Here is a 24,523-nt window from a genome sequence, read left to right on the forward strand (position 1 = left end):
CGTGGCGGCCATCGTTTTCGATGTATTTCGGCTAGTTTGCTGGGATGGCGTTAGGCAGGGCGTCACAGCAGTTGGATTTGCTGGACCCGGTTACCCGGTTCTGCGGCGAGACCCTCCCGGGCAACTCGATCTTCGGGTTCCTGCACGAGCATCGCGAGACGCTGTTTCCGGACAGCATGTTCACCGACCTGTTCGCCGCGGTCGGCCGCCGGTCGGTACCGCCCTCGGTGGTGGCCACGGTGATGGTGCTGCAACGCCTGGAAGGACTGTCCGACCGCGAGGCGGTGGACCGGTTCACGTTCGATGCCCGGTGGCGCTACGCCGCCGGGGTCGGTGGCTGGGACGGCGGCCGGGCCGGGTTCGCCCACACCGTGCTGGTCGACATGCGCGAGCGGCTGCGCCGCTCCCGGCAGCCGGACCGGATCTTCGAGGTGGCGTTGGCCGCCGCTCGGGCCGCTGGTCTGGTCGGCCGGCGGCGGGTCCTGGACTCCACACCCCTGTATGACGCGGTCGCCACGATGGACACGATCACGCTGATCCGCTCGGCGATCCGCGGGCTGCTCACCGTGGCCGGTAACGGCCTGGCGGGCCGGCTGCGGGCGGTGCTGGGCAGCGGCGACGAGTACGCCGCGGCGGGCAAGCCGGTCATCGACTGGGACGACCCGGCCGCCCGTGAGGCGCTCGTGGACTCCCGGGCCCGCGACGGCTACGCCCTGCTCGCCGCGCTCGACGGGGTCAAGGACCTGCCGGCGCCGGTCGGCGAGGCGACCCGGCTGCTGGCCACCGTGCTGGGCCAGGACCTGGAGACCGGCCCCGACGGCACCCTGCGGATCGCTCGGAAGGTCGCCCCGGACCGGGTCATCTCCACCGTCGACCCGCAGGCCCGGCACGGGCACAAGACCAACCACCGCGGCTTCGACGGCTACAAAGGCCACATCGCCGTCGACCCCGACAGTGAGGTCATCACCGCGACCGCGGTCACCCCCGGCAACACCGGTGACGCCGAACCCGTCGCCGGCCTCATCACCGACCTCACCAGCCCGGCCGGCACCAGCCCGGCCGAGGGCACCGCAGCGGTTTACGGCGATGCCGCCTACGGCGCCGGTGAGGTCCTGCACCACCTCGACACCGCCGCGATCACCGCGATGACGAAGGTGCAGCCACCGAGCGCACCCGCTGGGAAGTACCCGAAAGACCGCTTCGACATCGATCTCAACGCGAACACGGTGACCTGCCCCAACGGCACCACCATCCGGATCCGGCCGGCCCGCGGCCAAGGCCGCCACGCAGGCCGGGCCGACTTCGGCCGGGCCTGCACCACCTGCCCCCTGCAGCCCGGATGCACGGACTCCAAAACCGGCCGCAGCATCACGATCGGCCACCACGAAGCCCGGCTCACCGCCGCCCGCACCCGCCAGCAGGACCCCGACTGGCAGGCCGATTACCGCGCGACCCGCCCCAAGGTCGAACGCAAGATCGCCCACCTCATGCGCCACCGCCACGGCGGACGTCGCGCCCGCATGCGCGGCCTGCTACGCACCGCCGCCGACTTCAACCTCCTCGCCGCCGCAACCAACCTCGCCAGACTCGCCACCCTCAGCCTCACCCACACCACCCGCAGCGGCTGGACCCTCAAACCCGCCTGAACCACCACCGACACCACAACAGCAACTCACTGATGCCGGCCAACCGCCACAAACGCCTACGCGCCAACGGAACCACGCCAAGAACCGCCCGTTACACCATCGACAGACCAAGCCCCAAGGACCAACGGTGGCCGACCGGCAGCACCGGCCAACCACCGTTTAACACCAGCCACCTAGTCCTGGTCGGAGGGATCGGGGCACAGCTTGCGCACCCGGCACAGCCTCCCGGTGAGGTCCGCGGTGATCTCGGCCGGGTCGTCGCCCGCCCGCCGCCGGTCCTCGACCGCACCGCGCAGCTCGCGCAGCAGCAGCTCGCCGATGACGTCGGCGTTCTCGATCTCGTCGCCGGCCACGCTCACCGCCCCCGGTAGGTCAGCGACGCCCACAGCGCCGGCACGGTCAGGTCCGTCCCGCGGGCCACCGCCGCGAGCGGGGCCGGCAGATCCGGCGGCACGGTGCGGTCCGGATTGATCATCCAGCGTTGCACCGCGCCCACCGCGGTCGCCGGCGCGGAACCCTCGACGACGAGCGCCAGGTGCAGCATGAACTGCGCGAGCGCGGCCACCGGCGGGTCGACGGGCCGCAGCCACCCGGCCACCCCGGTGCACCCCGCGGCGAGCAGCGCGTCGGCGATGGCGGTGAAGCCCGCGTGCGCCGTCGCCGGCAGGATCGCCAGCCCGCTCGCGGCCCCGATGGCCGCGGCCGGCAGCTCCTGGTCGCCGGCGAGCTCCAGCGCCGCGCCGCGCACCCCGCACGCGAGGTGGACCAGCGACGCCTTCGGCAGCCGGGCGGTCAGGTCGGCGGGGCGCCCGGCGCCGTCGACGGGCTCCAGCGCCAGCCCGAGGCAGACCGAGCGCGGGTAGAACATCCGCCGCAGCACCATGACGTCGATCATGTCCGCCTCCCGGTCGCCGCGCGGGTTGACCACGAAGACCGGCTCGACGGCGATCGGGCGCAGCTCCCGCCGGCTGAGCCGGACGGCCTCGGCGCCCCCCGCCACCCGCGAGACGTCGAACTCCTCGGCCACCCGCCGCCCGCCGGCGATGCGCGCCGCGGCCAGCGGGATGCCGGCCGGCCCGTCGCCGGCGGCCACGAGGATCCGCGCCCGCCGCCCCTGCTCCCGCCACCGCTCGACGATCGCCGGCCAGGTCGGGTCGTCGGCCACCAGCGGATCGGTGACCGGCACGTTGGCGGCCACGTCGAGCTGCTCGGTCGTCGCGTCCAGGCACAGCACCCCGACGGTGCGCCCCGCCTCGTCGGTCGGATGTACGTACACCAGCGCCGCCGCCCCCATCGCCCGCAGCGCCCCCGCCACCTCGCCGGCGGACGGCGTCTCCGGCCGCGGCGCCCCGGCGACGGCCACCCCGGTCATCGCGGCCACCACGTCCTCCCCCAGCCCCGCGCCCGGCCGGGCCCGCGCCCCGGCGGCCACCTCGAGCGCGGCGAAGGCGTCCTCGGCCCGGCCGTCGGCGAGCAGCCAGCCGGCGAACCGGGCCGCCCACGCGGGATCCTGGTCGGCGCCGCGCAGGGCCGCGATCGCCGCGGCCCGGGCCCGCCCGGCGTCACCGGCCGCGCCCCGGCGCCGGTATGCCGCGGCGAGCCGCCGCCACGTGCGGGTCCGCAGCCCGGATTCGGCCGCCTCGTCCGCGGCGTCGAGCGCGACCGCGGCCGCCTGCAGCTCGGCGATCACGGCGTCCAGGTCCGCATCCGCCTCCGGGTGCAGCCGCAGGGCCCCGAGCACGGCGCCGACGGCCGGCGAGCCGGCCTCGGGCGCGATCGCGGCGGCCGCCGCCCGCAGCCCGGCGTCGTCGCGGTCGGCGAGCGCCACGATCGCGCGTGCGAAGGGCGAGGGCACCTCGGCGGCGGCGGCCCGTATGGCCGCCGGATCGCCCGTCCGCACGGCCGCGGCGAGCCGGGCCTGGCCGGCCGCGCGGGCCAGCGCCGCCCGCAGCCGATGCCCGGCCGGCAGCGCGTCGGCCGCCCGGACCATCTCGCCGACATCGATCGATGTGTTGGCGCGCAGTGCGGCCCGGCCCCGGCGCAGGGCGGGGACCGCGGCCGCCGCCGGGCCCGCGAACGGCCGATCGGCGTCGGCGAACGCCCCGAACGCCTCGGTCACGGCCGCGGCGGCCGGATGCCCGTCCGGGATCAGCTCGGCGGCCCGTTGCAGGTGCTCCGCGGCGGCGTCGCGGTCGTCGTCGTCGCGCAGGTACAGCGCGGTCGCCAGGACCAGGTGGTCGACGCCGTCCGGCTCGCCGGCCAGGTCGACCGCGTTGGCCGCGGCGCCGGCGAACGCGTCGACGACCGCCCGCGGATGCTCGCCGGGCCCGGCCAGCAGCACCGACAGCGCCTGCTCCCACGGCTGCGCGCCGGCGGCCCCGGCCAGGCTCGACAGCCGCCGGCGGGCCGCGGCCCGGGCGGCGTCCGCCGGCGCCGGTGCGGCCGGTGGTGGTGTGGCCGGTGATGGTGTGGCCGATGGTGGTGGGGCCGGGCGGGGGCGTGGCACCGTTGCCGTCTTCGGCGGGGAGGCGTCTCGGACCACGGCGACGGGGTAGTCGAGCGGGTCGGCCGCCGCGATCGCCGCCGACAGGAACGGGGCCGGCGACGTCGTGGAGCTCGCCGCCGGCGGCACCCCGCCCATGCCCCGGCGCAGCTTCTCGGCCGCCGCCATCGCCTTGGCCAGGCGGTCCAGGTCGAACGTCGGCAGGCCGCCGCCGCCCAGGCCGGCGAGCATCGTCTCCAGCGCCTCGGCCATCGGCAGCATGCCCTCGGCGGCCGTGGTGATCTCGGCGTTCATCGCCGGGCCGGCCAGCACCTCGCGCAGGCGGGCGGCGGCCCGGTCGGCGTCGGCGCCCGTGGTCGGGCGGGCGCCGTTCATCAGGCGGCCGGCGTCCAGGGTGCGCAGCTCCTCGACGACGCGGCCGAGGTACAGCTGCGCGACGACGACCCGCGCCATCGCGGCCAGCACGGGCGCCACGGTCGCGCTCGAGAGGGCCTCCTCGAGCAGCGTGATCGCGGCCTCGCGGTCCGGCTGGGCGGAGCCGTGCACGGTGTAGCGGATGCCCAGCAGCCAGCCGGTGTTCGCCGCGACGTTGCCGCGCACGGCGGCGGCGGGGTCGAGCAGCCGGTGCGCCTCCCGGCAGGCCTCGATCGCCGCGTCCAGGTCGGGGCGGCCGGCCGGGCGGCCCGGTCCGGTGCGCCAGTACCGGTCGGCCAGCGCCTGGCCCAGCTCCAGCAGCGGTTGGATCCGCGCCGCGCCCGACAGACCGGTGAGCCGGTCGCGCAGCGCGGTGAGTCGGTCGTCCATCGGACTCGCCTTCCGGTTGATCATTGTCCCCAGTGGATGAAGCCGGCCCAGGCCGTGACCCGGGCCGGGTCGGTCGGGCCGCGGAGCATCGCGCGCAGCGGTTCGGGCATGCCGGCGGGCGCGCGCCGGGCGGGGTCGAGCATCCACAGCTGGGCCCGGCGCAGCGCGTCCCAGGCGGGGCGGCGCTCGGCCATCAGGTGGTGGTGGAACATGTACATCAGCAGCGACGTCGCCCGGTCCGGCACGCTCCACTGCGTCGACAGCACCGTGCGGGCGCCGGCCGCGAGGAACATCGTGCCCAGGCTGTACGCCTCGTCGTACCCGTGCACCGACCGGCCCGTGTGGCAGGCGGCCAGCACCACGAGCCCGACCGTGCGGCGGTTCGCGGCCAGCAGCCCGACCAGCTCGTCCGCGGTCAGGCGCTCGCCGCCGGCCAGCAGCAGGTGCGAGGACGCGACCGTCCGGCCGGCCTGCATGACGCCGTGCGAGGCCAGGTGCAGCACGGCGCCGGCCTCGGCGTCGTCGGCCCGCAGCCACTCGCGCACGTCGTCGGGGGAGCCGGGGCCGGAGCGGCTCACCGTGCCGTCGGGAAGCCGGCCCACGTAGCGCGCGCCGCGGTAGAACGCCCGGTGTACCGCATGCGCCTCGAGCCGCGCGGCGGGCAGGTCGGCGGCGTGGCCGCCGGTGTCGGGGTCGGCGACGACGAGCCCGGCGGAGGTCAGGCGGACCGGGCCGGCGGCGGCCGAGTCGCACAGCATCCGGGCCGACGCGGTCTGGGAGATCGCGACCCGCTCGACGGCGTAGCCGCCCTCGGGGTCGCGGGCCGCCTGCCACGGTATGCGGGCGAGGTCGCCCATCGGCACCAGCACGAGCCGCTGCACCCGGCCGGCGGCCGACGGCAGCGCCCGCAGCAACGGCCCGATCGCCGCCTTCCACGCCCATGCGCACAGCCCGTCGAGGCTGTCGTGCAGCTCGGGCATCTCGGGTTCGACGTCGCGGGCGGTGAGCGCGTGCAGGTACCGCTCGACGTCGACGCTGTCGTCCACGGCCAGGTTCGCCAGTGCCAGGTAGCTGGGCCGGTCGTCGGCGGGCGCGATGACCGCCCAGCCGGGGCGGGCCGTCCCCGAATCGCCCGGGACGAGGTACACCAGCGCGTCCGCCCCCAGCCGGCGCAGCGCCGCCTGGATCTCCTCGAGCCCCGGGGACTCGAGGACGGCCGCGTCGCGGGCGAGGACCTCGATCACCTCGCGCCGCAGGTCCGGCGGCGGCTCCCCGGCCTGGGCGGCCCGCCATCGTTCGGCCAGCGCGTGATGCCCGGCCTCGGCGAGCCGGCGGGTCGGGTCGCGCAGCTCGGTGGCGGCGAACAGCATCAGGCCCCGGCCGGCGTCGAGCGCCCGCAGCGCATCGGCCGGGGCGTGGTCCATGAGGCAGCGCACGGCGACGTCCATGGCGTCGCGAGCGGCGTCGCGGGCCGCGATCCGGGCCGCGAGCGGGTCGGCCTGCAGCAGCACCCGCGAGGCGTACGCGCGCAGGCCGTCGAGCCCGGCCCGGCGGGCGGCGGCCCGGTCGCTGCCGTGCTCGCGGTGTACCTCGGACAGCGCCCCGTTGATGATGCTCCACGCCGGGTCCTCGGGCCCGCCGGCCTCGGCCCGCGCCTGCTCGAGCAGCTCGACGGCCTCGTCGAGGCCGGAGGCGTAGCCGTCGGCGCGGGCCTTCAGCCACAGCCCGAATGCCACCGATGCCTTGTAGAAGGGCCGCCGGGGGTCGGCCGGTTCGGCCAGCGCGAGGCTGCGGCGCAGGTCGGCGACGGCGGCGTCGATGCGGTCGGGGTCGGTCTCCTCGCCGCCGCGCAGGGTCAGCCCGCCGAGCACCGCCAGGTGCAACGCCCGGTCACCGGCAGAGGCGCCCGGGAGCTCGGCCATGCGCCGCAGCACCTCCGGCGCGACGGCCCGTCGGCCGGCCGCTGGCGCTCCAGGCGCCGGTACCGGGTCCGTCGTGGAGGTGAACGCGCCGAGCATCGCGCGCACGGCGTCCATGTCGTAGAAGTCGGGCAGGCCGGGGACCGGTCCCGCGCCGTCCAGCCGCGCGATGCCCTCGGCGACCGCGCCGGTGTCGCCGCGGTGGGAGGCCGACAGCGTCGCCGACAGCGTGCCGAGGGTGTCGACCAGCCGAAGCATCTCCTCGTTGCCGCGGGCAACGCCGCGCAGGTGCTCGACCTGCCCGGGCAGGTCGCGGATCAGGGCCTCGTCGCCGAACTGCAGGCCGGCGAGCAGCTCCAGGCACATCCGGGTGCTGCGGTGCAGCGTCTGCACGAGGGCGTCGTGGGGCAGCTCGCCGGCGATGTCGTCGGCCCGCCGCAGCGCGGCTCGCGGGTCGTCGATCTCCATCTCGGCGGCGGCCCGGGCGAGCGCGGTCAGTCGCGCCGCCGCGTGCATCCGCGGCCAGTCCGGCTCGTCCGGCGGGTGCCGGTCGGCCCGGGCCAGCAGCGGTTCGAGCGCGCGCAGCCGCGGCAGGTCCGGCCCTTCGGGGCGCAGCAGCAGCCGGATGATGTCGGCGGCCAGGACGGCGCCGGCCGGGCCGCCCGGCGGGAGGCCCGCCAGCTCGCGGACCGCGTTGTCGACGGCGGCCGCGCGGGCGGCGCCGCGGCTGGTGCGCGCGTGGATGACCGCGACCGCACACCGCGCGACGACGTCGGCGGGCTCTTCGGACACTTCGCGCTCCTCGAGTTCGATGGAACCTTCTGGCTGCTTTCGCTTACCTGACGGACGGTTCGCGCCCCGAGCGGCCGTTCGACGGACGGTCCGCGACCTTTCCCCCGGCCGCGAACCGTCCGCCCCCCTCCTCCCGCCGGGAAGGCGGCCGGCGCCGTTCAGGCGCCGGCCTCCTCCTCGAGCAGGTCATGCACGGCGGCGAGAATGCGGTCGAACCGCACCGGATCGGCGATCAGCGCGACCGCCTGCTCCGGTCCCCCCACGCCGGCGCACGGGCCGGCATCCATCTCGCCGCCGGCCGGGGCCGCGCCGAACACGGCCCCGAGCACCTCCGCGACGACCGCCCTGGTGTCCTCGCCCCGCCGCACCCGGCGCCGGATCGCGTCCAGCGCCGTCGCGGCGAGCTCCTGCATCACCGAGTCGTCGTGTTCGTACCGCTCGGTCAGCAGCAGCGGCTCCGGCTCCACGAACGACCCGTTCTCGGTGCGCCGGGCGGCGAACACGGGCGCCGGCTTGGTCCCCAGCGGAATTTCCACCGCCTGCTGGTAGTACTTCGGCCGCCGGCGCATCGCCGCGAGCACCACCGCGAGGTCGCGGTTGACGGCCGCCTCGCCGCCGAGGTGGTCGCCGGTCTTCGCGGCCCGCCGCTCGGCCCACGCCATGATCGGCCACGGCCCGGCGCCCGCGGTGGCGTCGATCCCGGCCCATTCCAGGACCGCCGTGGCCAGTTCGATCAGCCACGGGTCGTGGCCGAGGGCCTTCTGCAGCCACAGCGGGGTGCGCGGCCGCTGCTGGGCGCCCTTCGCGTAACGCCGCAGACGGTGCCCGTTGACGACGGCCCGCTGCAGGCACATCGTCAGCCAACCCTCGAGATTGAGGATCGGCACGTCGGCGTGGGCGAAGAGGTGGTCGATCAGGCTGTCGACGTCGTTGTGAAAGGAATCCAGGCATTCGGGCTCCAGGCGCTGTACCGCAGTGGCGCACAGGAAGTGGCCCTTGCGGTGCTCGACCTTCGAGGTCAGCCGGCCGAACACGATCGGCCAGGCGATCTCGCAGGCGCCGGCGCGCAGCCACCGCCGCCGCTCGGCGTCGACGGACCGCACGTATTCCTTGAGCGTTCCTTCCCGGGCTTTGGTTCGGACGAATGCAGATGCCTCGGGGAGTTCCTCGCTATTGACCACAGGCCCTGGCCTCCGTATCGAAATCCGTCGCGCGGCTCGTTCGGAAGGCAGGCGTCAACGCGCGGCGAAGAAGCCGCGTCTCAACGTCTCGGGGGTCCGAAGAACTGCGCCGTAGGCTGATTTCGATATTGGCCTTGATGGTGATTTCGAGCCTAGGGCCACCATGGCGAGATACCGTCGCTTACGTATGCCCGGTCGATCTACGTACGGGGCCGGGACCCGGGCGGGACCCGGCCCCGCGCGCTCAGGCCAGCTCGCTCGGGCGGGGGTTGCCGTCCAGGTCGAGCACGACGGTCGGGGCGACGGCGCCGTTGAGGAAGACCGTGACCGGGCGGCCCGCGCCGTCCAGCAGCGGCAGCTCGACCAGCGTGCGGCTCTGCATCGCCTCGCGGACCAGCTTGGCCACGCCGGGCGCCTCCTCGTCGCTGATGCTCCACTCGGACTGCCCGACGATCAGCTTCTTCGCCATGGTGCTTCTCCTTCGGTCTTGTTTCTCCTGGTGTTCTCTGACGGACGGCTCGCGCGCCCTTTCTCAGGCGCCGGCCGCAATTTCCAGCGTGAATGCGAAATCGCCGCAGCGGCGGCGGTGCGCACCCGCGCCGAAGTCTTCCCGGGCCAGCAACGTGGTGCGGTACAGCCCCTCGCCGTCGCCCAGGACGCGCTCGGCGGCGTCCACGGCCGCGGCGACGTCCGCGAGGCCCTCCGGCAGCTCGTCGGCGAGTCCGGGCCGGCCGGGCGCGTCGGGGGTGGCCCACACGGCGACGTCGAGCCGGTCGGCCGCGGGCCCCTCGTAGAGCAGCGGGTCGCCGCCGGGCCGCACCGTCGCCGCCCGGTACACCGGCCGCCCGCCCGGCCCGTCCGTGACCACGAGCGCGTCGAGCCGGTACGGCGCGGGCACGGCGACGTCGTCGAGCCGCACGGCGACCGGCACGGGCGGCTCGCCGCGCGGCGCCAGCTCGCGCACCGCCTCCGACGGGCGGTCGTCGACGGCGAAGGCGGCCGCCTCCCGGGCCGGCGCCGCCGACGGGCTGAGGGAGAAGTCGACGGGCACGACGGTGTACCGCGGCATGCGCCCCGGCATCGGCCCGACCTCCCGCGTACCGCCGAAGACGGCCTGGGTCAGCAGCCGGGCCAGCGGCGAGAGCGGCGTCGCCCCGCGCACCCCCGCCTGCTGCAGCACGCTCACGTCGACCGGGGCGTCGCTGATGACGGCCAGGATGGTCTCCGGCCGCGGCTGCGACGCGTCGATGCCGGCGGGCCAGCGCACGGCGGCGCCGTCGAGCCGGCCGGTGTCCTCGCTGCGGCCGTAGACGAAGGCGGAGCGGCGCCGGATGCGGCGGCCGCCGGGGTCCGCGGCGGTGAGCAACTGGATGCGGTACGAGACCCCGATGTCGATCAGCGAGCAGTACACGTCGCCGTCGCCGTCGTTGTGCACGGCCACGTAGAGGTGGTCGCCGCCCTGGCCGTAGAGCAGCCCGCCGGTCGCCGGCAGCGGCTCGGGCCGCCCATTGCCGGCCCGCCCCCACTCGACGCGCACGTGGTCCAGCCCCGCGGCCGGGTCGGCCGCGAGCCGGCGCACCGCGGTCGCCTGGGCGATGCGCAGCAGGTTGGCCACGATCTCGTCGAGACCGGCCGGGGTCGCCGGATGCGGCGCGTGCAGCGGCCCGACGCCGTCGTGCACGACGAGCCCCGCGACGCCGGCCGCGACGGCGATGCTCGCGCGCTCGCCGGGCTCCGCGGGCCGCAGCAGGGGCCGCACCGCCATCCGGGCGGCCAGGTCGGCGGCCGCCGGGTGGTCGGGCAGGCGCACCGGCATCCGGGGCTCGGCGGCCAGGGTCTGATGGGCGCGCGCGTCCGCGGGCACCTCGGCCCGGCCCGGGGCGAGCGCCAGGTCGGCCGCGGCGGCCATCGGCAGCAGGCCGGTGACCCGGGCGGTGCCGACCGGCTCGCCGTCGTCCGGGTCGGCGGCGGCGGCCGGCATGATCGCGAACTCGTCGCCGGGCCGGACGCCGATGAGCGGCGCGCCGAGCAGCCGGATGCGGCCCGGGTCGGTGACCACGACGGGGAGGGTGGCGGTGGGGTACAGCTCCTCGGTCTCGAACGGCAGCCGCCCGGAGGGCCCCTCGGCCTCGGGCCGCTGGGTGGGCGAGAGGTCCTGGACCTCGCGGCGCACGGCGTCGAGCAGCGTCAGCCAGTTGATCCGCAGGTCCCGCGTCGCGTCGAGGATCCGGGCCAGGGCGTCGGTGAACACGCCCATGGTGACGCGGTGGCGGTTGGCGGCCTCCCACGCCGACTCGTGCGGCGCGCACGCCACGACCCGCACGGCCCGAGGGTTGCTGTGCAGGCCGCGCAGCCGCGGCGTCCAGCGCTCGTCGTGCCGGCGGACGCTGTCGTACGTCACCTGCGTCCCCGTCTCCGCCGGGCGCAGCAGGGCCTTGACCCGCCGGTCGGGCCGCCGCGACACGTGCGCCGCGTGGCAGCAGTCGAGCACGACGGTGGCGTTGGCGGTGACGTCGGTGAGCGTGGCCAGCAGCGACGACAGCTCCAGCCCGGTGATGCCGCGGAAGTCCTCGGCGGTCGAGTCGTGGTAGTCGGCCGGGACGATGAACTGCAGGTCCGGCCGGCCCGCCCCGAGCGGGTCGTCGGCCGGCGGCGGCGCGTCGTCCGGCGGGCGCAGCAGGCCGCCGTGGCCGCTGTAGTACACGACGCAGGCGTCGCCCGGTGCGGTGTCGTCGACGAGTTCGCGGTACGCCTCGATGATGCCCTTGCGGGTGGCCGACGCCCCGGTCAGCGTCCGGATGCCGAACCCGCGGGGCCCAAGCGCGTCGGCCATCGCCGCGACGTCGTTGTCGACACCCTCGAGCTCACCGGTCTGCGCGCCGATCAGGAGCGCTCTTCGCATCATGCTCTTCTCTGACGGACGGCTCCGCCAGCAGGATGAGCGCGGGCCGGTCGTGTACCCCGGTCTTGCTGTAGATGCGCTGCAGCTGCGTCTCGACGGTGCGCACGGACACGTTGCGCCGCTGGGCGATGACCTTCGGCTCCAGGCCCTGCTTGATCATCTTGAAGACGGTGTACTCGGTCGGCGTCAGGTCGAACGGCGGCTTGTCCGGCTCGGGCGCGGTCGCCAGCGCGAAGCCGGCCCGCTCGGCGAGCGCCTCGATGCTCCGGCCGAGCGGCTCGGCGCCGAGGTCGCGGGCGGCGGCGTGCGCCACCCGGGCGGCCTCCCGGGCGCCGGCCTCGTCGCCGTCGCGGTGGGCGGCCTCGGCCTTGCGCCAGCGCGCGTACGCCGCCGGGTAGCGCCGCTGCAGCCCCGTCCAGCCGCGGGCGACCTGCTCCCACAGCGCCGCGGCGTCCTCGCCGCGGATCCGGCGCCGCTCGGCGGCACAGAGCTGGATCAGCAGCGCGATCTCGGCGGTCGGCGAGTCACCGGTGACCGCCTCGCTGGCCAGCAGCGCGAACCGGTCGCCGGCCGCCGGGTCGGCCCGGTCGGCGGCGCAGCGCTGCCCCAGCGCGCACAGCCGCAGCTGCTCCACGGCGTTCTCGCCGCCCCTGACCCGCTCGATGCCGTCGAGCACGTGCCGCTCGGCGTCGGCCGTGCGGCCCTGCCACAGCGCCAGCTCGGCCTGGTACGCGTGCAGCGGCCCCTGCAGCAGGACGTCATCGGTCTCCCCCGCCACCGCGGCGACCGAGTCGAGCAGGTCGCGGGCCCGGTCGAAGCGGCCGCGGGCGACGAGGATCTCGGCGAGGGTGAGCCGCGGGTAGAGGCTCTCGCCGACCTGCCGGCTCAGCGTGGTCTCGGTGATGACGGCCTCGGCCTCGTCCCACCGGCCGAGCTGGGCCAGGGCGGTGCTGGCGTTGTTGGCCAGGACGGTGGCCTGCCGGCTGTCCTGCAGGTCGAGCTGGCGCGCCTCGGCGAGCCCCTCCAGGTTGGTGTCGGCGGCCTCGCCCAGCCGGCCCGAGTGTTCCAGGACGAAGCCGAGGTTGCTGTACGCCCGGAAGAGGTCCTCCAGGTTCTGCACCTGCCGCGCGATGTCGATCGCCGCGCGGAGCCGGGCGACGCCGGTCCCGGGGTCGTCGCGCAGGCCGAGCGCGGCGCCGCTGACGTTGAGCGCGCGGCCCTCCTCGGCGCGGGCGCCCACGGCCCGGGCCATCTCCAGGGCCTGTTCGGCCTTGACCTGCCCGTCGGCGATCCGCCCGCGGCGCAGGTCGTGCAGCGCCCGGGCGCTCAGCACCCGCGCCTTGACCGCCGACGGGGGCCGCCCCCGCAGCAGGCGGGCGGCCTCGTCGTACGCCTTCGGCGAATCGGCGCGCTGCCCAGCCTCCCACAGGTAGTTGCCCATCCGCTCCTGCAGCAGCCCGGCTCGGTCGGGGTCGGCGACCGGGTCGACCAGCGCGATCGCGGCGCGGGCGTGCTCGACGGCCCGGCCGATGTGGCCCGACCAGCGGGCCGCGTCGGCCGCGGCGGCGAGCAGCTCCACCCGGGGCAGCCCGGCCCGGGCCTCGGCGTCGACGACGTCGTCCCACAGCTCCAGCGCGCGGGCGAACTGCTGCTCCGCGGACGGGAAGGCGAGGGTCTGCCGGGCCGCCTGGCCGGCCCGCACGGCCGCGGCGAGGGCCTCGGGCAGGCGGCCGGCCTGGTGCCAGTGGTAGGCGAGCTCGGCGTCGGCGGTGCGCTCGTCGCCGAGGCTGAGCCGCGGGTCGGCGGCCAGGGCCAGCGCCATCTGCGCGTGCAGCTCGGGGGTGCTGCCGGTGGCGATGCTGCGGTACACGGCCTCGCGCAGCAGGGCGTGGCGGAACCGGTACACCCCGCTGGTGTGGTCCTCCGCGAGCATGCGCCGGTCCAGGCAGTCCTGCAGGGCGTCGTCGAGGTCGCCGCCCGGCAGGCCGCTGACCGTGCGCAGCAGCCCGTGGCTCATCCGCCGCCCGGCGACCGCGGCCACCCGCAGGACCTTCTTCGCGGCCGGTGCCGCCGAGACGACCTGGGCCATCATGACGTCGGTGATCGCGTGCGGCAGGTCCGTGCCGGGCCGGTCGAGCAGCTCGGAGGTCATGAGCAGCTCGGCGTGGAAGGCGATGCCGTCGGACCAGTCCTGGCAGCGCTCGACGAGCTCGGGCGGCACGGGCCGGCCGGCGATGTCGGTCATGAACCGGCGCAGCTCGGCCTTGGTGAACACCGGCAGCGGGAACTGCTCGACCCGGCGCAGGAAGTCGGCGTTGCCCAGCAGCTTCCACAGCGGCGTGTCGAGCATCGCGGCGACGGGCCGGTGGCTGCAGACCAGCAGCACCCGGCGGTCCTCGGGCACGGCGCGGGCGAGGGCGCCGACGAGGCCGAGCGTGGACGGGTCGGCCCAGTGCAGGTCCTCGAGGATGAGCACGGCCGGCGCGCGTTCGCCGATGTGGTCGAGCATCTTGCGCACGGCGAGGAACACCTGGTGCTGGGTGCCGAGGGCGCCCGCCTGCCCGGTGCCGTCGAAGAGGCCGGCCAGCATCGTGTACGAGGGCCCGCCGAGCTCGGCCGCGGCGCGCCCGTGCTCGCGCCCGAAGCCCTCGAGGGCCTCGGTCAGCGGCAGGTACGGCACCTCGCCGTCGAGCGACTCGTCGCACGAGCCGTGCAGCACGTGCGCCCCCGCCTGGCGCGCGATCGCGCTGAACTCCCGCAGCAGCCGGCTCTTGCCGACCCCGGCCTCGCCGCTGACCAGCACCGTGCGCGCCTCGCCGTCGCGGACGTCGGCGAGGCGGCGCCGCAACCGGTCCAGCTCCTCGCCGCGGCCGACGAACGCCGGCTCCGCCCTGTGGTCCATCGCCACACCCTCTCGTGCGCCGCCGTCATACATCGTCTCAAGCCCCCGTGTACGCGAACGCCGACCAGAACCGCGGCGCGCCGTACGGATGTTCCCCGCCGCCGCCCGGCTCGAGGCAGGGCAGCAGGTTGTGCAGGTCGGCCCGGGTGGCGGTGCGCAGCCACTGCTGGGCCAGGTGGAGCGCCACCGCCGGCTCGTGCCCGGCGTGGCACCAGCGGTCGTAGAACGCCGTCATGAGGTACGCGGTGGCGAGGTCGTCGACCTTCCAGGCGCTGGCGATCACCCCGGCGAAGCCGGCCCGCAGCAGCGCCGACGGCAGCCCGACGACCTCGTTGGGCAGGTCCGTGCCGGTCAGGTTGGACTCGCAGGCCGAGAGCACCGCGAGGCGCCGCGGCGCGGGCCGCAGCTCGGCCTGCAGCTCCCCGAGGGTGACGTCGCGGTCGGCGAACAGGAGCCGGCTGTCGAGGATGGCGTGCGGCCGGGCCTCGCCGTGGCAGGCGAGGTGCCACACGCCCGGCTCGCCGGCGGCGGCGCGGAACTGCTCCCAGGTGCAGCCGTGGGCCAGGCGGACCGGCCCGGGCCAGCGCTTCGCCACCTCCGCGGTCTCCCGGGCCACGTGGTGCAGCACCGGCGCGCCCGGGCCCGACGGCACATCGACGGCCAGGAGCGTCTGCGGTACACCCCGGGCGGCCGCCGCGGCGTCGAGGCACCGGCGCAGCGTGCGGGCGTTGGGCGCGTACCGCACGGCGGAGAAGTTCCCGGCGTGGCGCCACGCGGTGGCCGGGTCGCCGGGCGGCCCCGGTTCCCCGGCGGCGTGCAGCGGGAGCAGGCTCAGCAGCCCGATCGGCACCCAGGTGACGACCGCGCCCCGCGCCGAGTGCAGCACCAGGTCCCGCACGCCGTCGTCCCACAGCCGCTTGAGCGCCGCGGCGGTCGCGTCGAGCGCGGCCGGCGCGTGCGCGTCGACCTCCCGCGCGCCGCGCAGTCCCGCCTCGCCGCCGGGCAGCAGGTCGGCCGCGAGCCGGGCGACGGCGGCCCGGTTGAGCCGGCGCAACTGCACGTACTGCGGGTCGTGGCGGGCGGCCGCGATGAGCGCGTACCCGCCGGCCTTGGCCGCGGCGATGTACACGACGGCGCCGTCGCCGGTCGTCGCGCTGATGTCGGCGTAGGACACCGCGGCGCCGTCGCTGAGCCCGATCGCCCGCCCCGTCTCCAGGGTGACGATCGCCTCCTGATACCGGTGGTCGCGGGCCAGCCAGTACCCGGCCTCCTCGATGTGCTCCTGCGCGGCGGCGAGCACGCGCCGCCGGTCCTGCGCGTCGCGGCGCGCGGCGACCTGCTGCGGCACGAGCGCAACGAGGTGGCGGTAGGCCTCGGCGGCCAGCTCGGGGTCGTCGGTGCCGACGGCCCAGCCGGTCCAGGCGGTGGCGAGGCGCACCTTCTCGTCGACGGTCCAGGGCCGCTGCAGCGCCTGACGCCAGGCCCGCTGCGTCCGCTCGGCGGCCCGGCGTCCGGCGCGGGCCTCCACGCGCGCGATGTGGTCCTCGACGGCCGTCCGGCGCCGGCGGTCGGCCGCCGGCGGTGGGACCGCCCGCTCGAGCTGCCGCTTCGACAGGTGCCGGGCGCGCCGCTCGTACGCGGCCCGGACCTGCCGGTGCAGCGACTCGGTCAGCACCTCGTCCCCGCGCCGGACGACGTCGCGCATCGCGGCCATCAGCCGCTCCTCGTCCCGGTGCCCGATGGAGGCGGTGCGCTCGAGCACGATGGCCGACAGCGACACGAAGTTGCGGACCGCGGTGCGCCGCTCGTTGTCGTCGTCCAGGCCCGGGCCGAGGTGGAGCTCGGCGTACCACTCCATCAGCTCCGGCGCGGCCCGGTCGAGGTCGTCGGCGGCCGCCGCCAGCTGCACCAGCTCGTGGAACAGCCAGCCCCGCGGTAGTCCGGTGCGCCGCTGAGCGGCCCGGAAGCCGCGCCAGGCCTTCCCCACGGCCGTCTCGTCGCCGCGCAGCCAGCCGTCCTTGTACTCCCAGACGTGCAGCTCGACCTCCGCAAGGCTGCGCCTGAGGTGGTCGGCCGAGGCGCGATCGTGCCGGATGCGGTACCCGCGGGCCTCGTGCGCCCACGGCTCCGGGAAGGTCGGGTCGGTGTCCGCGCCGCAGTCGGGGCACGGGTGCGGCCACCGGGCGGGCGGCGGATCGTCCGGCTCGCTGACCCGCCCGCAGCCGGGGTGGTTGCACTCCCACCCGCGCACCCGGGCCCGGTCGGGCGCGAGGTAGCCGTAGGACGTCCGGGGCGGGCGTCGGCTGCGCACGGTGTACCTCCCTGGCTCGACCCACCGTCGCCTCTCTCTGACGGACAGCCCCGTCCGTCAGAGATCGGCATGCGATGGCTCGGCCGCGGAAGGCGGTCCCCGTTCCCCCCGGACATGCGCCGGTTCCTCGACCGGTTCGGCCGCTTCGAGCTGGACCCGGTCAACAGCGGCATCGACGCGGCGACGCTCTGGGGCGAGCGCGTCTCTGCGTTGTACGACTACTCGGTCCGCGACCGCGAGGCCTTCCTCGCCGCCCTGGCCGCCGAGGTGGCCGGCGACCAGGGCGGCTTCGCCACGTTCGGCGCCGCCCGGGTCGTGTGGGAGATGCTCGGCAAGGACGCGCTGGACACCCCGTCGGCGTGGCCGCTGATCGAGGCCGGCATAGCGTTCAAGCAGGCCCGTGGCCTGTCATCCCTGCACCTGACCGGCTACGAGCAGGAGCACCTCCAGCGCCGCGCCCGGCTCAGACCTCCGCCGGAATGATGGCGATGAGCTGCGTGGGCGGCTCGAGCGCGTCGACGATCGTGTCCCCCTCCAGCCACAGCCCCCCGGCCCGGCACACGAGCGCGGCGGCGGCTTCGACGGGGCAGGGCAGCAGCGCCCCGCAGGCGCCGCAGCGGCTGGGATCGTCGGGATCCCGCTCGAGGTGCCGCGTCTGAAGCTCCGCGGCGGTGGTGACGAGGACGCTGTCCGGATCGAGGTGCAACATGCCGATGATCGTGCCGTTGACCAGGCGCTGGGTCCCGCCATGAAACGGGTGAACCGCGGTTTCACCCCGGATCCACCCCGCGGCGCGGCCCGCCGGCACGACGATCGGCGCGGGGCGCTCGTGGATCATGCGTGGGTGCGGGGATCGCCTTACCGTGGAAGGGGTGGAGCGCGTACCCGTGGATGAGAACGCCGCCGCGCGGCAGCGGCTGATCGCAATCATTGAGGACCTCGGTGACGAGGGACTGGACAGGCCCGTCGGGGACGGGTGGACCGTGGCCACCGTGCTGGCTCAGCTCGCGTTCTGGGACCGGTGGGCCCAGACGCTCGTGCACCGGTGGCGGTCGGGGCAGCTGCCGCCGCCGACGGTGCCCGAATGGTACGACGATGCCATCAACCAGACGCTGCTGCCGACCTGGCAGGCGCTCGGCGGGGGCGAGGCGGCGCGGCTGGTGCTGGCCGCGACCGAGGACGCCGACCTCGAGATCCGGCGGGCGGAGACGCCGGTGGTGGCGGCGATCCTGGCCGCCGGTCAGGCCAACCTGCTCCATCGGCACGTGCCGCGCAACGCGGCGCTGGACCGGATCGAACGGGCATAATCGAACGGGCACAACGGGCGCCCGACGAGCGCGCACCCCGGCGGGGGCTGCTCCTCGTCGGGCTGGCGGCGCGGGACGCGCCGGGGGTCCTACGCGCGAGGGCCCGTCGCTGACGGGTCCGCCGAGCCGGGCGGGGCGGCGCTGCGGCCGGATCACAGCCGGCAGGTCACCGCGGCGTGCGAGGACGCGTGGGGTTTTCGTCCTTGGCCGCGACGGACGCCGGGATTCCTCGCGGGAGGAACGGTCGTGCGTTGCACGGACCCGAGCCAAAATCGGCTAATTGAAGTCCTTGCGGATCTCCTCGAGGATCTTCGCGGTCTCCGTCGGCGGGCGGGCCTCGACGCACAGCCGCTCCATCGCCTCCGCGTAGTGATCGACGTCGTCGCGCTTGTCCAGGTACAGCGCCGAGGTGAGCTGCTCGATGTAGACGACGTCGGGGAGGTCCTCGTCGGGGAAGCGCAGGATGGTGAAGGCGCCGCCGGCCGCGGCGTGGCCGCCGAAGTTGAACGGGATGACCTGCAGGCGCACGTTGGGCAGCGTGCTGTTGATCTCCAGCAGGGCCTCGACCTGGCCGCGCATGACCTCCAGGCCGCCGATCGGGCGGCGCAGCGCGGCCTCGTCGACGACCACCCACAGGCGGGGCGCGTCGGCGCGGGACAGGATCTGCTGGCGCTGCATGCGCAGCTCGACCCGGCGCTCGATCTCCTCCTCCTTGGCCCGGCCGTGGCCGAGCAGGACGACGGAGCGCGCGTACTCGCGGGTCTGCAGCAGGCCCGGCACGAACTGCACCTCGTAGGTGCGGATGAGCGCGGCGGCGGCCTCGAGGCCGAGGTAGGACTGGAACCAGTTGGGCAGCACGTCGCCGAAGCGGTGCCACCAGCCGGGGTTGTTCGCGTCGCGGGCCAGGGCCAGCAGGCGCGTGCGCTCCTCGCCGTCGTCGACGCCGTAGAGCGTGAGCAGGTCGGCGACGTCGCGCTCCTTGAAGCCGACGCGGCCGAGCTCCATCCGACTGATCTTGGACTCCGACGAGCGGATCTCCCAGCCGGCGTCCTCGCGGGTGACGCCCTGTGCCTCACGCAGGCGCCGTAAATGCGCGCCCAGCAGCATCCGGAGGACCGTTGGGCCTCCGGACGCTCCTCCTTCAGTTAGACCGGCTGTCACCGTGATGCCTCCGGACTGTCATGAACGAACAGCCGCGCCGCGTGCCTTCCCGCGCGACGCCGGAGTAAGCATGCCATGACCGGACAGTAAGCGGGAGTGGGCTCGCGTCTGCGGGCGGGGGGCGAACCTGCTCGTTCTTACGGCCTGATTACTCAGCTAACAGATTGTCGAAGTCGCCGTCGCGGGCGCCGCCCACGAAGGCCGCGATCTCCTCGTACGTGTAGATGAGCGCGGGCCCCTCGGGGTCACGCGAGTTGCGGATGGCGAAGCCGGTCCCGTCGGGCAGGCGGGTCAGCTCGACACAGTTGCCGCTTGGGTTGCTGCGGCGGCTCTTCTGCCAGGCCACACCGGTGAGGTGGCCGGCCGGCATCCCGTTGTACGTCTGCTCCATCGACATCTCTCTGAGGACCTTGGTTGAAAGTTCACCAAGCGAGCGGCATCTGCACGTGCATCGGCTCTTGCTTCTGCAGCCGATAAAGCGCATGCTAGCGCATGTGCGGATGTCAGGGGTTGCTCACAGTTCGTGATCAAAACCGGACGATCGCTGCCAAATGATCGGGCGGCTTCCCCAGCTGCGATCTATGGAAGGACGCGCGCATGGATCCCCACGCCCTCCTGGCCGGTGCGGCCGCGGCGGCCGGGGCGTGCGCGGGTATTCCTCTCTACTGGCGCGCGCGCCGCGCGGAGCGACGGGCCGAGACCCTCGCCGCGGAGCTCGCCGTCGAGCGGCACGCGGCCTGCCACGACCCGCTCACCGGCCTGCCGAACCGGCGGGCCTTCTACCAGCGCGGCGCGGCGCTCGTCGCCGACCGTGCGGCCCACCCGCTCGTCGCCGTCGTGCTCGACGTCGACGGGTTCAAGCAGATCAACGACATGTTCGGCCACACGGCCGGCGACGAGGTGCTCGTGACGACCGCTCGCCGGCTGGCCGACTACGCCGGATCGGGGCTCGTGGCCCGGCTCGGGGGAGACGAGTTCGCCGGACTCGTCGCCCGCCTCCACGCGAGCCCGCAGGAGCAGGCCGACCGGCTCGCGGAGGCGCTCGCCGCCCCGATGCGGCTGGGCGGCCAGGTCGTCACCGTGAGCGTGTCCGTCGGGCTCGTCCCCGTCGAGCCCGACGCACACCTCGCCGACGCAGTGCACCGGGCCGACGCGGCCATGTACCGCAACAAGGGCGCCCGGCGCCGGCCGCACCTGGCGGCGTACACCTCGCACCAGCACGTCGTGCACGCCTCGCTCCGGCTCGGCAAGCCCCGGCCGGAGACCCTCCCCCGTCCGACCACGGCGACCTAAGGAACCGCGCTATGGAGCTGCCCGACCTCGTCCGCCAGCGCCGCCGCCACCAGCCGCGGCCCCGGTCCTGGCTGTCCGCGAAGCTCAAGCGCGGTGAGCAGTGCCGCGACTGCGGCCGCCCCTGGCCGTGCGACCAGTACGTGACGGCCCGCAACTCGGTGCTCGTCTACGCCCTGCGACGCCTCGAGGTCGCCCGACCGGGGAGCCTTGGGTGAGCGAGGCGCACATCCCGGCCCGGCCCGAGTGGCGGTGCACGGGATGTGCCGAGCCGTGGCCGTGTGCCGCGAAGCGGGCGCAGCTCGTCGACGAGTACGCCGACAACCCGGCCGAGCTGCGCACCCTCATGGCGCTGCGGGTCGCCGACGCCGCGGAGGACCTGCGGCAGTTCGGCGCCGAGCAGCTGTGGAACCGCTTCCTCGGCTGGCTGCCGCACCCGGGCCAGGGCCCGATCATCCGCTGGGTGGCGAACCCGCCGCTCGGCGGCCAGCGCCGCCAGCCGCCGCCGCGCGAGCAGATCGACCCGCGCACGTCGGGCAGCGCCGCCCAGGCCGCCGCCGCGCAGGTCTCTACGCTGCCCGGGCCACCAGCGGGTAGTGGTCCGACGCGGCTTCCGCCGCCCCGCCGGTCACGACGCGGCACTCGCTGAACCGCCCGGCCACGCCCGGCGTGGCCAGCACGTAGTCCAGGCGCAGCGGTGCGGGGAACCCCGCTCCCCCGCCGCGCGTCGTCGGCACGGTCCACCCCGGCCCGGCGCCGCAGCGCCGGAACACGTCCACGAGCCCGCACCGGGCCAGCCGCGCCAGGACGCGCCCGTCCCGTTCGTCGCGGGTGTTGAGGTCACCGAGCAGCACCGTCTCGCCCTGGCGCCGCACGAACGCCGCCAGCCAGCCCGCCTCGACCCGGCGCACCCATCCCCAGTAGGGAAACAGGTGCGCCGAGACGACCGTCAGCGGCCCCAGCGGCGTCGCGATGCGCGCCCACGCGGCGGCGTGGAAGAACGGCCGGGCGATGCGTCCCGCGGCCAGCACCGGCAGCTCAGGCCTGATCAGCAGGCCGACCGGCTGCCCGCGCCACGAGCGCGCGACGAGCTGTCGCAGCCCGGTCGCCGCCCCGACGTCCGGCTCGCCGCGCAGCTCCTGCACCGCCACCACGTCCGGCGCGGCGCCGGCGATCACGTCCCCGATCCCGCCGAGGCGCCCGCCGCCGCCGTTCTTGATGTTGTACGTCATGAGCGTCAGCGACATATCGTGCCCTCGTGACCCATGATCTGCAGCCCGCCCTCGACGCCCTGCGCGGCGCCCGCGCCGAGGCCACCGCCACGCTGACCGACCTGATCCGGATTCCCAGTGTGGGCGGCACCGCCGCGGAAAGCGAGATCGTCCACCACGTGGCCGACCGGCTGCGGGCCGAGGGCGTCGAGCTCGACCTCTGGCCGATCCCGGTCGCCGAGCTGGCCGCCCGCCCCGGCTTCCCCGGCATGGAGGTCGCCCGCGAGGAGGCGTGGGGCCTGGTCGCCCGGCTGCCCGGCGACGGCGGCCCGTCGCTGATGTTCAACGGTCATCTCGACGTGGTACCCCCCGGCGACCCCGCCACCTGGACGGTCGACCCGTGGTCGGGCGAGGTCCGCGACGGCCACGCCTACGGCCGCGGCGCCTGCGACATGAAGGGCGGCTTCGTCTCCGCGCTGTCGGCGTTCCTGGCCCTGCACCGCACCGGCACCCGCCCCCGCGGCGACCTGCTCCTGGCGGCGGTCGTCGGCGAGGAGGACGGCGGCCTGGGAACGTACGCCACGCTGGCCCGCGGCTGGCGCGCCGACGCCTGCGTCATCACCGAGCCCACCGCCCTGGACGTCCTGGCCGCGAACGGCGGCGCCCTCACCTTCCGCCTGCGCGTGCCCGGCCTGGCCGCCCACGCCTGCGCCCGCACGTCCGGCGTCAGCGCCGTCGAGAAGTTCCAGCTGATCTTCCCGGTCCTGCGCGCCCTCGAGGCGTCACGCAACCGCGCGGTCGACCCGATGATGCGCCGCTGGGACATCGCGTACCCGCTGGAGATCGGCACGGTCCGCTCCGGCGACTGGGCCTCGACCGTCCCCGACCTGCTCATCGCCGAGGGCCGCTTCGGCGTGGCGCTCGACGAGCCGGTCGACGCCGCGCGCGCCGAGTTCGAGGCCACGGTCGCGGCGGCGTGCGCGGCCGACCCGTGGCTGAAGGAGCACCCCGTCGTCGTCGAGTGGTGGGGCGGCCAGTTCGCCTCGGGCCGCTGCCCCTCGGGCACGGACCTGGTCGAGCGCGTGGTCACGACCCATGCGTCGCTGTCCTCCACGACCCCCGCGGTCGTCGGCGCCCCGTACGGCTCGGACCTGCGGCTGCTGACCGCCGCCGGCATCCCGGCGGTGCAGTACGGTCCCGGCGTCGGCTACGGCCACTGCCCCGACGAGCGGGTGGGCCTGTCCCAGGTCCATGCCTGCGCCGAGACGCTGCTGCACCTGGCCACCACGGACGCCGCCGCGAGGTAGTCGCCGGCGAACAGGCCCTTCGGGTCGGCCGTCGTGGAGGCGTCGGGCGCCGCGGCGCCAGGGGCGATTGCTGCCAAGTTGCTGTGCATCACCTGGCTTTTCGCCTTGAGCGAGCGGGCCGGCTTGACCCGACTGCTGTAAAGACTGTTAACTATTTGGGCAATGGGGTGCCCAGCCGATCGGGTGATTCCATATATCGACCGGCTTAATATAGTGACGAACATGACTGGCTTACCGTTACGCGAACCGACGTTTCTGGTGCTCACGGCCCTCGCGGCCGAACCGCAGCACGGGTACAGCGTCCTGGATGACGTCCGGCGCATCTCGGAAGGGCGCGTGCGGCTGCAGGCGGGGACGCTGTACGGCATCCTCGACCGGCTGCGGGCCGACGGGCTGATCGAGGTCGATCGCGAGGAGGTCGTCGCCTCGCGGCTGCGGCGGTACTACCGGCTCACCGAGGTCGGGCGGGACCTGCTCGCCAAGGAGACCGAGCGCCTGCACCGCAACGCCGCCGCCGCCGAACGCCGGCTCCGCGGCCCGCGCGCCGCCACCGAAGCGGCGGCGTAGAAACCGACATATCGCCCGACGCCGCATAAATCCGATAAGTCGTGGCGCGCCAGCGCCCGACTTATCGGCTGGAGGGCCGACGACTCCGCGATGGGCATCGGTCGCGGCGCGCCAGCAGCGCACCCGGCCTGCCGCCGCGGTGCGCAGCAGTCGTGGCGCGCCGGCCCGGGAGCCTACGACGCCGCGATGCGCAGCCGGGCGCGCCGGCGCACCCGGCTCGCCGACCCGACGGCCTACGACGCCGCGATGCGCAGCAGCATCTCGCGCAGATGCGTCAGGTCCGACGGGCCCAGCAGGGCGGCGAAGTCGCGGTCCACCGCCGCCATCGCCGACGGGGCCTCGACCAGGAAGCGCTCGCCGCGCTCGGTCAGCGACACCACCACCGCGCGCTGGTCCGTCTCGTGCGGGCGCGAACGGACGTAGTCCAGGGCCTCGAGCTCCTTCACCAGGCGCCCGGTCATCTGACGGGTGATCCCGGCCCGCGCGGCCAGGTCCGTGATGCGGGTGCCCTCCGGGTCGAGGTTCGTGATCACCGGGACGTGGCCCAGGCGGATCTCGGCGTGGCCGCTCGCCTGCAGCTTCGCCAGCGACGCGGCCTGGGCGCGGCGGTGGGCCTGCAGCAGCAGGCGGCCCAGCGGGAGCGCGCGCAGTTCGGCGTCGGTGAGATCGGACATACGAAACCCCGTTTACAATGTACGAAACCTGGTTTAGTTTCTAGAG

Annotated in this window: 21 protein-coding genes; 8 read left to right on the forward strand and 13 right to left on the reverse strand. The window is 75.4% G+C overall.

Annotation, left to right across the window (positions count from 1 at the left end; all coding sequences use genetic code 11):
* The first annotated feature begins 77 nt into the window (after positions 1–77).
* Positions 78–1,646: an IS1182 family transposase gene (locus tag ACQEVU_RS37475; protein WP_433325354.1), complete on the forward strand. Its 1,569-nt coding sequence runs from the start codon at positions 78–80 to the stop codon at positions 1,644–1,646.
* Between the two features lie 173 nt (positions 1,647–1,819).
* On the opposite strand, the gene ACQEVU_RS37480 is transcribed toward ACQEVU_RS37475, so the two are convergent.
* The 8 genes from ACQEVU_RS37480 to ACQEVU_RS37515 all read right to left on the reverse strand — a co-directional run bounded on the left by ACQEVU_RS37480 (position 1,820) and on the right by ACQEVU_RS37515 (position 16,960).
* Positions 1,820–1,999: a hypothetical protein gene (locus ACQEVU_RS37480; RefSeq protein ID WP_433332173.1), complete on the reverse strand. Its 180-nt coding sequence runs from the start codon at positions 1,997–1,999 to the stop codon at positions 1,820–1,822.
* 2 nt (positions 2,000–2,001) lie between these two features.
* On the reverse strand, positions 2,002–4,953 hold the full coding sequence (locus ACQEVU_RS37485) for a hypothetical protein (protein WP_433332175.1): 2,952 nt from the start codon (positions 4,951–4,953) through the stop codon (positions 2,002–2,004).
* Positions 4,954–4,973: 20 nt separating this feature from the next.
* Positions 4,974–7,664 (reverse strand): CHAT domain-containing protein, encoded by a 2,691-nt coding sequence (locus ACQEVU_RS37490; protein WP_433332177.1) that lies wholly within the window; start codon positions 7,662–7,664, stop codon positions 4,974–4,976.
* A gap of 158 nt (positions 7,665–7,822) precedes the next feature.
* The gene (locus ACQEVU_RS37495; RefSeq protein WP_433332179.1) at positions 7,823–8,767 is read right to left on the reverse strand and encodes a hypothetical protein; all 945 of its coding nucleotides are present in this window, start codon (positions 8,765–8,767) and stop codon (positions 7,823–7,825) included.
* 322 nt (positions 8,768–9,089) lie between these two features.
* Positions 9,090–9,314, reverse strand: coding sequence for a hypothetical protein (locus tag ACQEVU_RS37500; protein WP_433332181.1), 225 nt, complete (start codon positions 9,312–9,314; stop codon positions 9,090–9,092).
* 63 nt (positions 9,315–9,377) lie between these two features.
* Entirely contained in the window at positions 9,378–11,747 is a 2,370-nt protein-coding gene (locus ACQEVU_RS37505; RefSeq protein ID WP_433332183.1) for a caspase family protein, read from the reverse strand.
* On the reverse strand, positions 11,710–14,649 hold the full coding sequence (locus ACQEVU_RS37510) for a helix-turn-helix transcriptional regulator (protein WP_433332185.1): 2,940 nt from the start codon (positions 14,647–14,649) through the stop codon (positions 11,710–11,712). The genes ACQEVU_RS37505 and ACQEVU_RS37510 overlap by 38 nt, the downstream gene beginning before the upstream one ends.
* A gap of 37 nt (positions 14,650–14,686) precedes the next feature.
* Positions 14,687–16,960, reverse strand: coding sequence for a CHAT domain-containing protein (locus ACQEVU_RS37515; protein ID WP_433332187.1), 2,274 nt, complete (start codon positions 16,958–16,960; stop codon positions 14,687–14,689).
* A 114-nt stretch (positions 16,961–17,074) separates the two neighbouring features.
* Here ACQEVU_RS37515 and ACQEVU_RS37520 point away from each other — a divergent pair, with 114 nt between their 5' ends.
* Positions 17,075–17,443 carry a hypothetical protein gene (locus ACQEVU_RS37520; protein ID WP_433332189.1) on the forward strand — a complete coding sequence of 123 codons (369 nt, stop codon included), beginning with the start codon at positions 17,075–17,077 and terminating at the stop codon, positions 17,441–17,443.
* On the opposite strand, the gene ACQEVU_RS37525 is transcribed toward ACQEVU_RS37520, so the two are convergent.
* Positions 17,424–17,798, reverse strand: a complete 375-nt coding sequence (locus ACQEVU_RS37525; protein WP_433332191.1) for a hypothetical protein — start codon at positions 17,796–17,798, stop codon at positions 17,424–17,426. The genes ACQEVU_RS37520 and ACQEVU_RS37525 overlap by 20 nt on opposite strands.
* A 34-nt stretch (positions 17,799–17,832) precedes the next feature.
* Here ACQEVU_RS37525 and ACQEVU_RS37530 point away from each other — a divergent pair, with 34 nt between their 5' ends.
* Positions 17,833–18,267 (forward strand): hypothetical protein, encoded by a 435-nt coding sequence (locus tag ACQEVU_RS37530; protein WP_433332193.1) that lies wholly within the window; start codon positions 17,833–17,835, stop codon positions 18,265–18,267.
* Positions 18,268–18,543: 276 nt separating this feature from the next.
* On the opposite strand, the gene ACQEVU_RS37535 is transcribed toward ACQEVU_RS37530, so the two are convergent.
* Both ACQEVU_RS37535 and ACQEVU_RS37540 read right to left on the reverse strand, forming a co-directional pair.
* Complete coding sequence (locus ACQEVU_RS37535) at positions 18,544–19,374, reverse strand: helix-turn-helix domain-containing protein (RefSeq protein WP_433332195.1); 831 nt, start codon at positions 19,372–19,374, stop codon at positions 18,544–18,546.
* A 202-nt stretch (positions 19,375–19,576) separates the two neighbouring features.
* Positions 19,577–19,819 (reverse strand): DUF397 domain-containing protein, encoded by a 243-nt coding sequence (locus ACQEVU_RS37540; protein WP_433332197.1) that lies wholly within the window; start codon positions 19,817–19,819, stop codon positions 19,577–19,579.
* Positions 19,820–20,025: 206 nt separating this feature from the next.
* Here ACQEVU_RS37540 and ACQEVU_RS37545 point away from each other — a divergent pair, with 206 nt between their 5' ends.
* The 3 genes from ACQEVU_RS37545 to ACQEVU_RS37555 are packed head-to-tail and all read left to right on the forward strand — an operon-like array spanning position 20,026 to position 21,367.
* Complete coding sequence (locus ACQEVU_RS37545; RefSeq protein WP_433332199.1) at positions 20,026–20,721, forward strand: GGDEF domain-containing protein; 696 nt, start codon at positions 20,026–20,028, stop codon at positions 20,719–20,721.
* A gap of 11 nt (positions 20,722–20,732) precedes the next feature.
* A complete protein-coding gene (locus ACQEVU_RS37550; protein WP_345139728.1) occupies positions 20,733–20,936 on the forward strand; it encodes a hypothetical protein in 204 nt (67 codons plus the stop codon).
* Positions 20,933–21,367, forward strand: a complete 435-nt coding sequence (locus ACQEVU_RS37555; protein WP_433332201.1) for a hypothetical protein — start codon at positions 20,933–20,935, stop codon at positions 21,365–21,367. Before ACQEVU_RS37550 ends, ACQEVU_RS37555 begins: the two co-directional genes overlap by 4 nt.
* On the opposite strand, the gene ACQEVU_RS37560 is transcribed toward ACQEVU_RS37555, so the two are convergent.
* Positions 21,288–21,965: an endonuclease/exonuclease/phosphatase family protein gene (locus ACQEVU_RS37560; protein WP_433332203.1), complete on the reverse strand. Its 678-nt coding sequence runs from the start codon at positions 21,963–21,965 to the stop codon at positions 21,288–21,290. The two genes, ACQEVU_RS37555 and ACQEVU_RS37560, sit on opposite strands and share 80 nt — an antisense overlap.
* 11 nt (positions 21,966–21,976) lie before the next feature.
* Here ACQEVU_RS37560 and ACQEVU_RS37565 point away from each other — a divergent pair, with 11 nt between their 5' ends.
* Both ACQEVU_RS37565 and ACQEVU_RS37570 read left to right on the forward strand, forming a co-directional pair.
* Positions 21,977–23,236, forward strand: coding sequence for an ArgE/DapE family deacylase (locus ACQEVU_RS37565; protein WP_433332205.1), 1,260 nt, complete (start codon positions 21,977–21,979; stop codon positions 23,234–23,236).
* A gap of 222 nt (positions 23,237–23,458) precedes the next feature.
* A complete protein-coding gene (locus tag ACQEVU_RS37570; RefSeq protein ID WP_433332207.1) occupies positions 23,459–23,803 on the forward strand; it encodes a PadR family transcriptional regulator in 345 nt (114 codons plus the stop codon).
* A 233-nt stretch (positions 23,804–24,036) separates the two neighbouring features.
* Here ACQEVU_RS37570 and ACQEVU_RS37575 read toward each other — a convergent pair whose 3' ends face one another.
* Entirely contained in the window at positions 24,037–24,477 is a 441-nt protein-coding gene (locus ACQEVU_RS37575; protein ID WP_433332209.1) for a MarR family winged helix-turn-helix transcriptional regulator, read from the reverse strand.
* Between the last annotated feature and the right edge of the window lie 46 nt (positions 24,478–24,523).

Source organism: Dactylosporangium sp. CA-139066 (assembly GCF_050936175.1).
In the GTDB taxonomy this organism is placed as follows: domain Bacteria; phylum Actinomycetota; class Actinomycetes; order Mycobacteriales; family Micromonosporaceae; genus Dactylosporangium.

Coding starts and splice junctions, on each gene's coding strand:
- ACQEVU_RS37560 (WP_433332203.1), bottom strand. CDS start 21,965: ATGTCGCTGACGCTCATGACGTACAACATCAAGAACGGCGGCGGCGGG.
- ACQEVU_RS37575 (WP_433332209.1), bottom strand. CDS start 24,477: ATGTCCGATCTCACCGACGCCGAACTGCGCGCGCTCCCGCTGGGCCGC.
- ACQEVU_RS37545 (WP_433332199.1), top strand. CDS start 20,026: ATGGATCCCCACGCCCTCCTGGCCGGTGCGGCCGCGGCGGCCGGGGCG.
- ACQEVU_RS37520 (WP_433332189.1), top strand. CDS start 17,075: ATGCGCCGGTTCCTCGACCGGTTCGGCCGCTTCGAGCTGGACCCGGTC.
- ACQEVU_RS37550 (WP_345139728.1), top strand. CDS start 20,733: ATGGAGCTGCCCGACCTCGTCCGCCAGCGCCGCCGCCACCAGCCGCGG.
- ACQEVU_RS37540 (WP_433332197.1), bottom strand. CDS start 19,819: ATGGAGCAGACGTACAACGGGATGCCGGCCGGCCACCTCACCGGTGTG.
- ACQEVU_RS37510 (WP_433332185.1), bottom strand. CDS start 14,649: ATGGACCACAGGGCGGAGCCGGCGTTCGTCGGCCGCGGCGAGGAGCTG.
- ACQEVU_RS37535 (WP_433332195.1), bottom strand. CDS start 19,374: ATGCTGCTGGGCGCGCATTTACGGCGCCTGCGTGAGGCACAGGGCGTC.
- ACQEVU_RS37570 (WP_433332207.1), top strand. CDS start 23,459: ATGACTGGCTTACCGTTACGCGAACCGACGTTTCTGGTGCTCACGGCC.
- ACQEVU_RS37500 (WP_433332181.1), bottom strand. CDS start 9,314: ATGGCGAAGAAGCTGATCGTCGGGCAGTCCGAGTGGAGCATCAGCGAC.
- ACQEVU_RS37485 (WP_433332175.1), bottom strand. CDS start 4,953: ATGGACGACCGACTCACCGCGCTGCGCGACCGGCTCACCGGTCTGTCG.
- ACQEVU_RS37525 (WP_433332191.1), bottom strand. CDS start 17,798: ATGATCCACGAGCGCCCCGCGCCGATCGTCGTGCCGGCGGGCCGCGCC.
- ACQEVU_RS37505 (WP_433332183.1), bottom strand. CDS start 11,747: ATGCGAAGAGCGCTCCTGATCGGCGCGCAGACCGGTGAGCTCGAGGGT.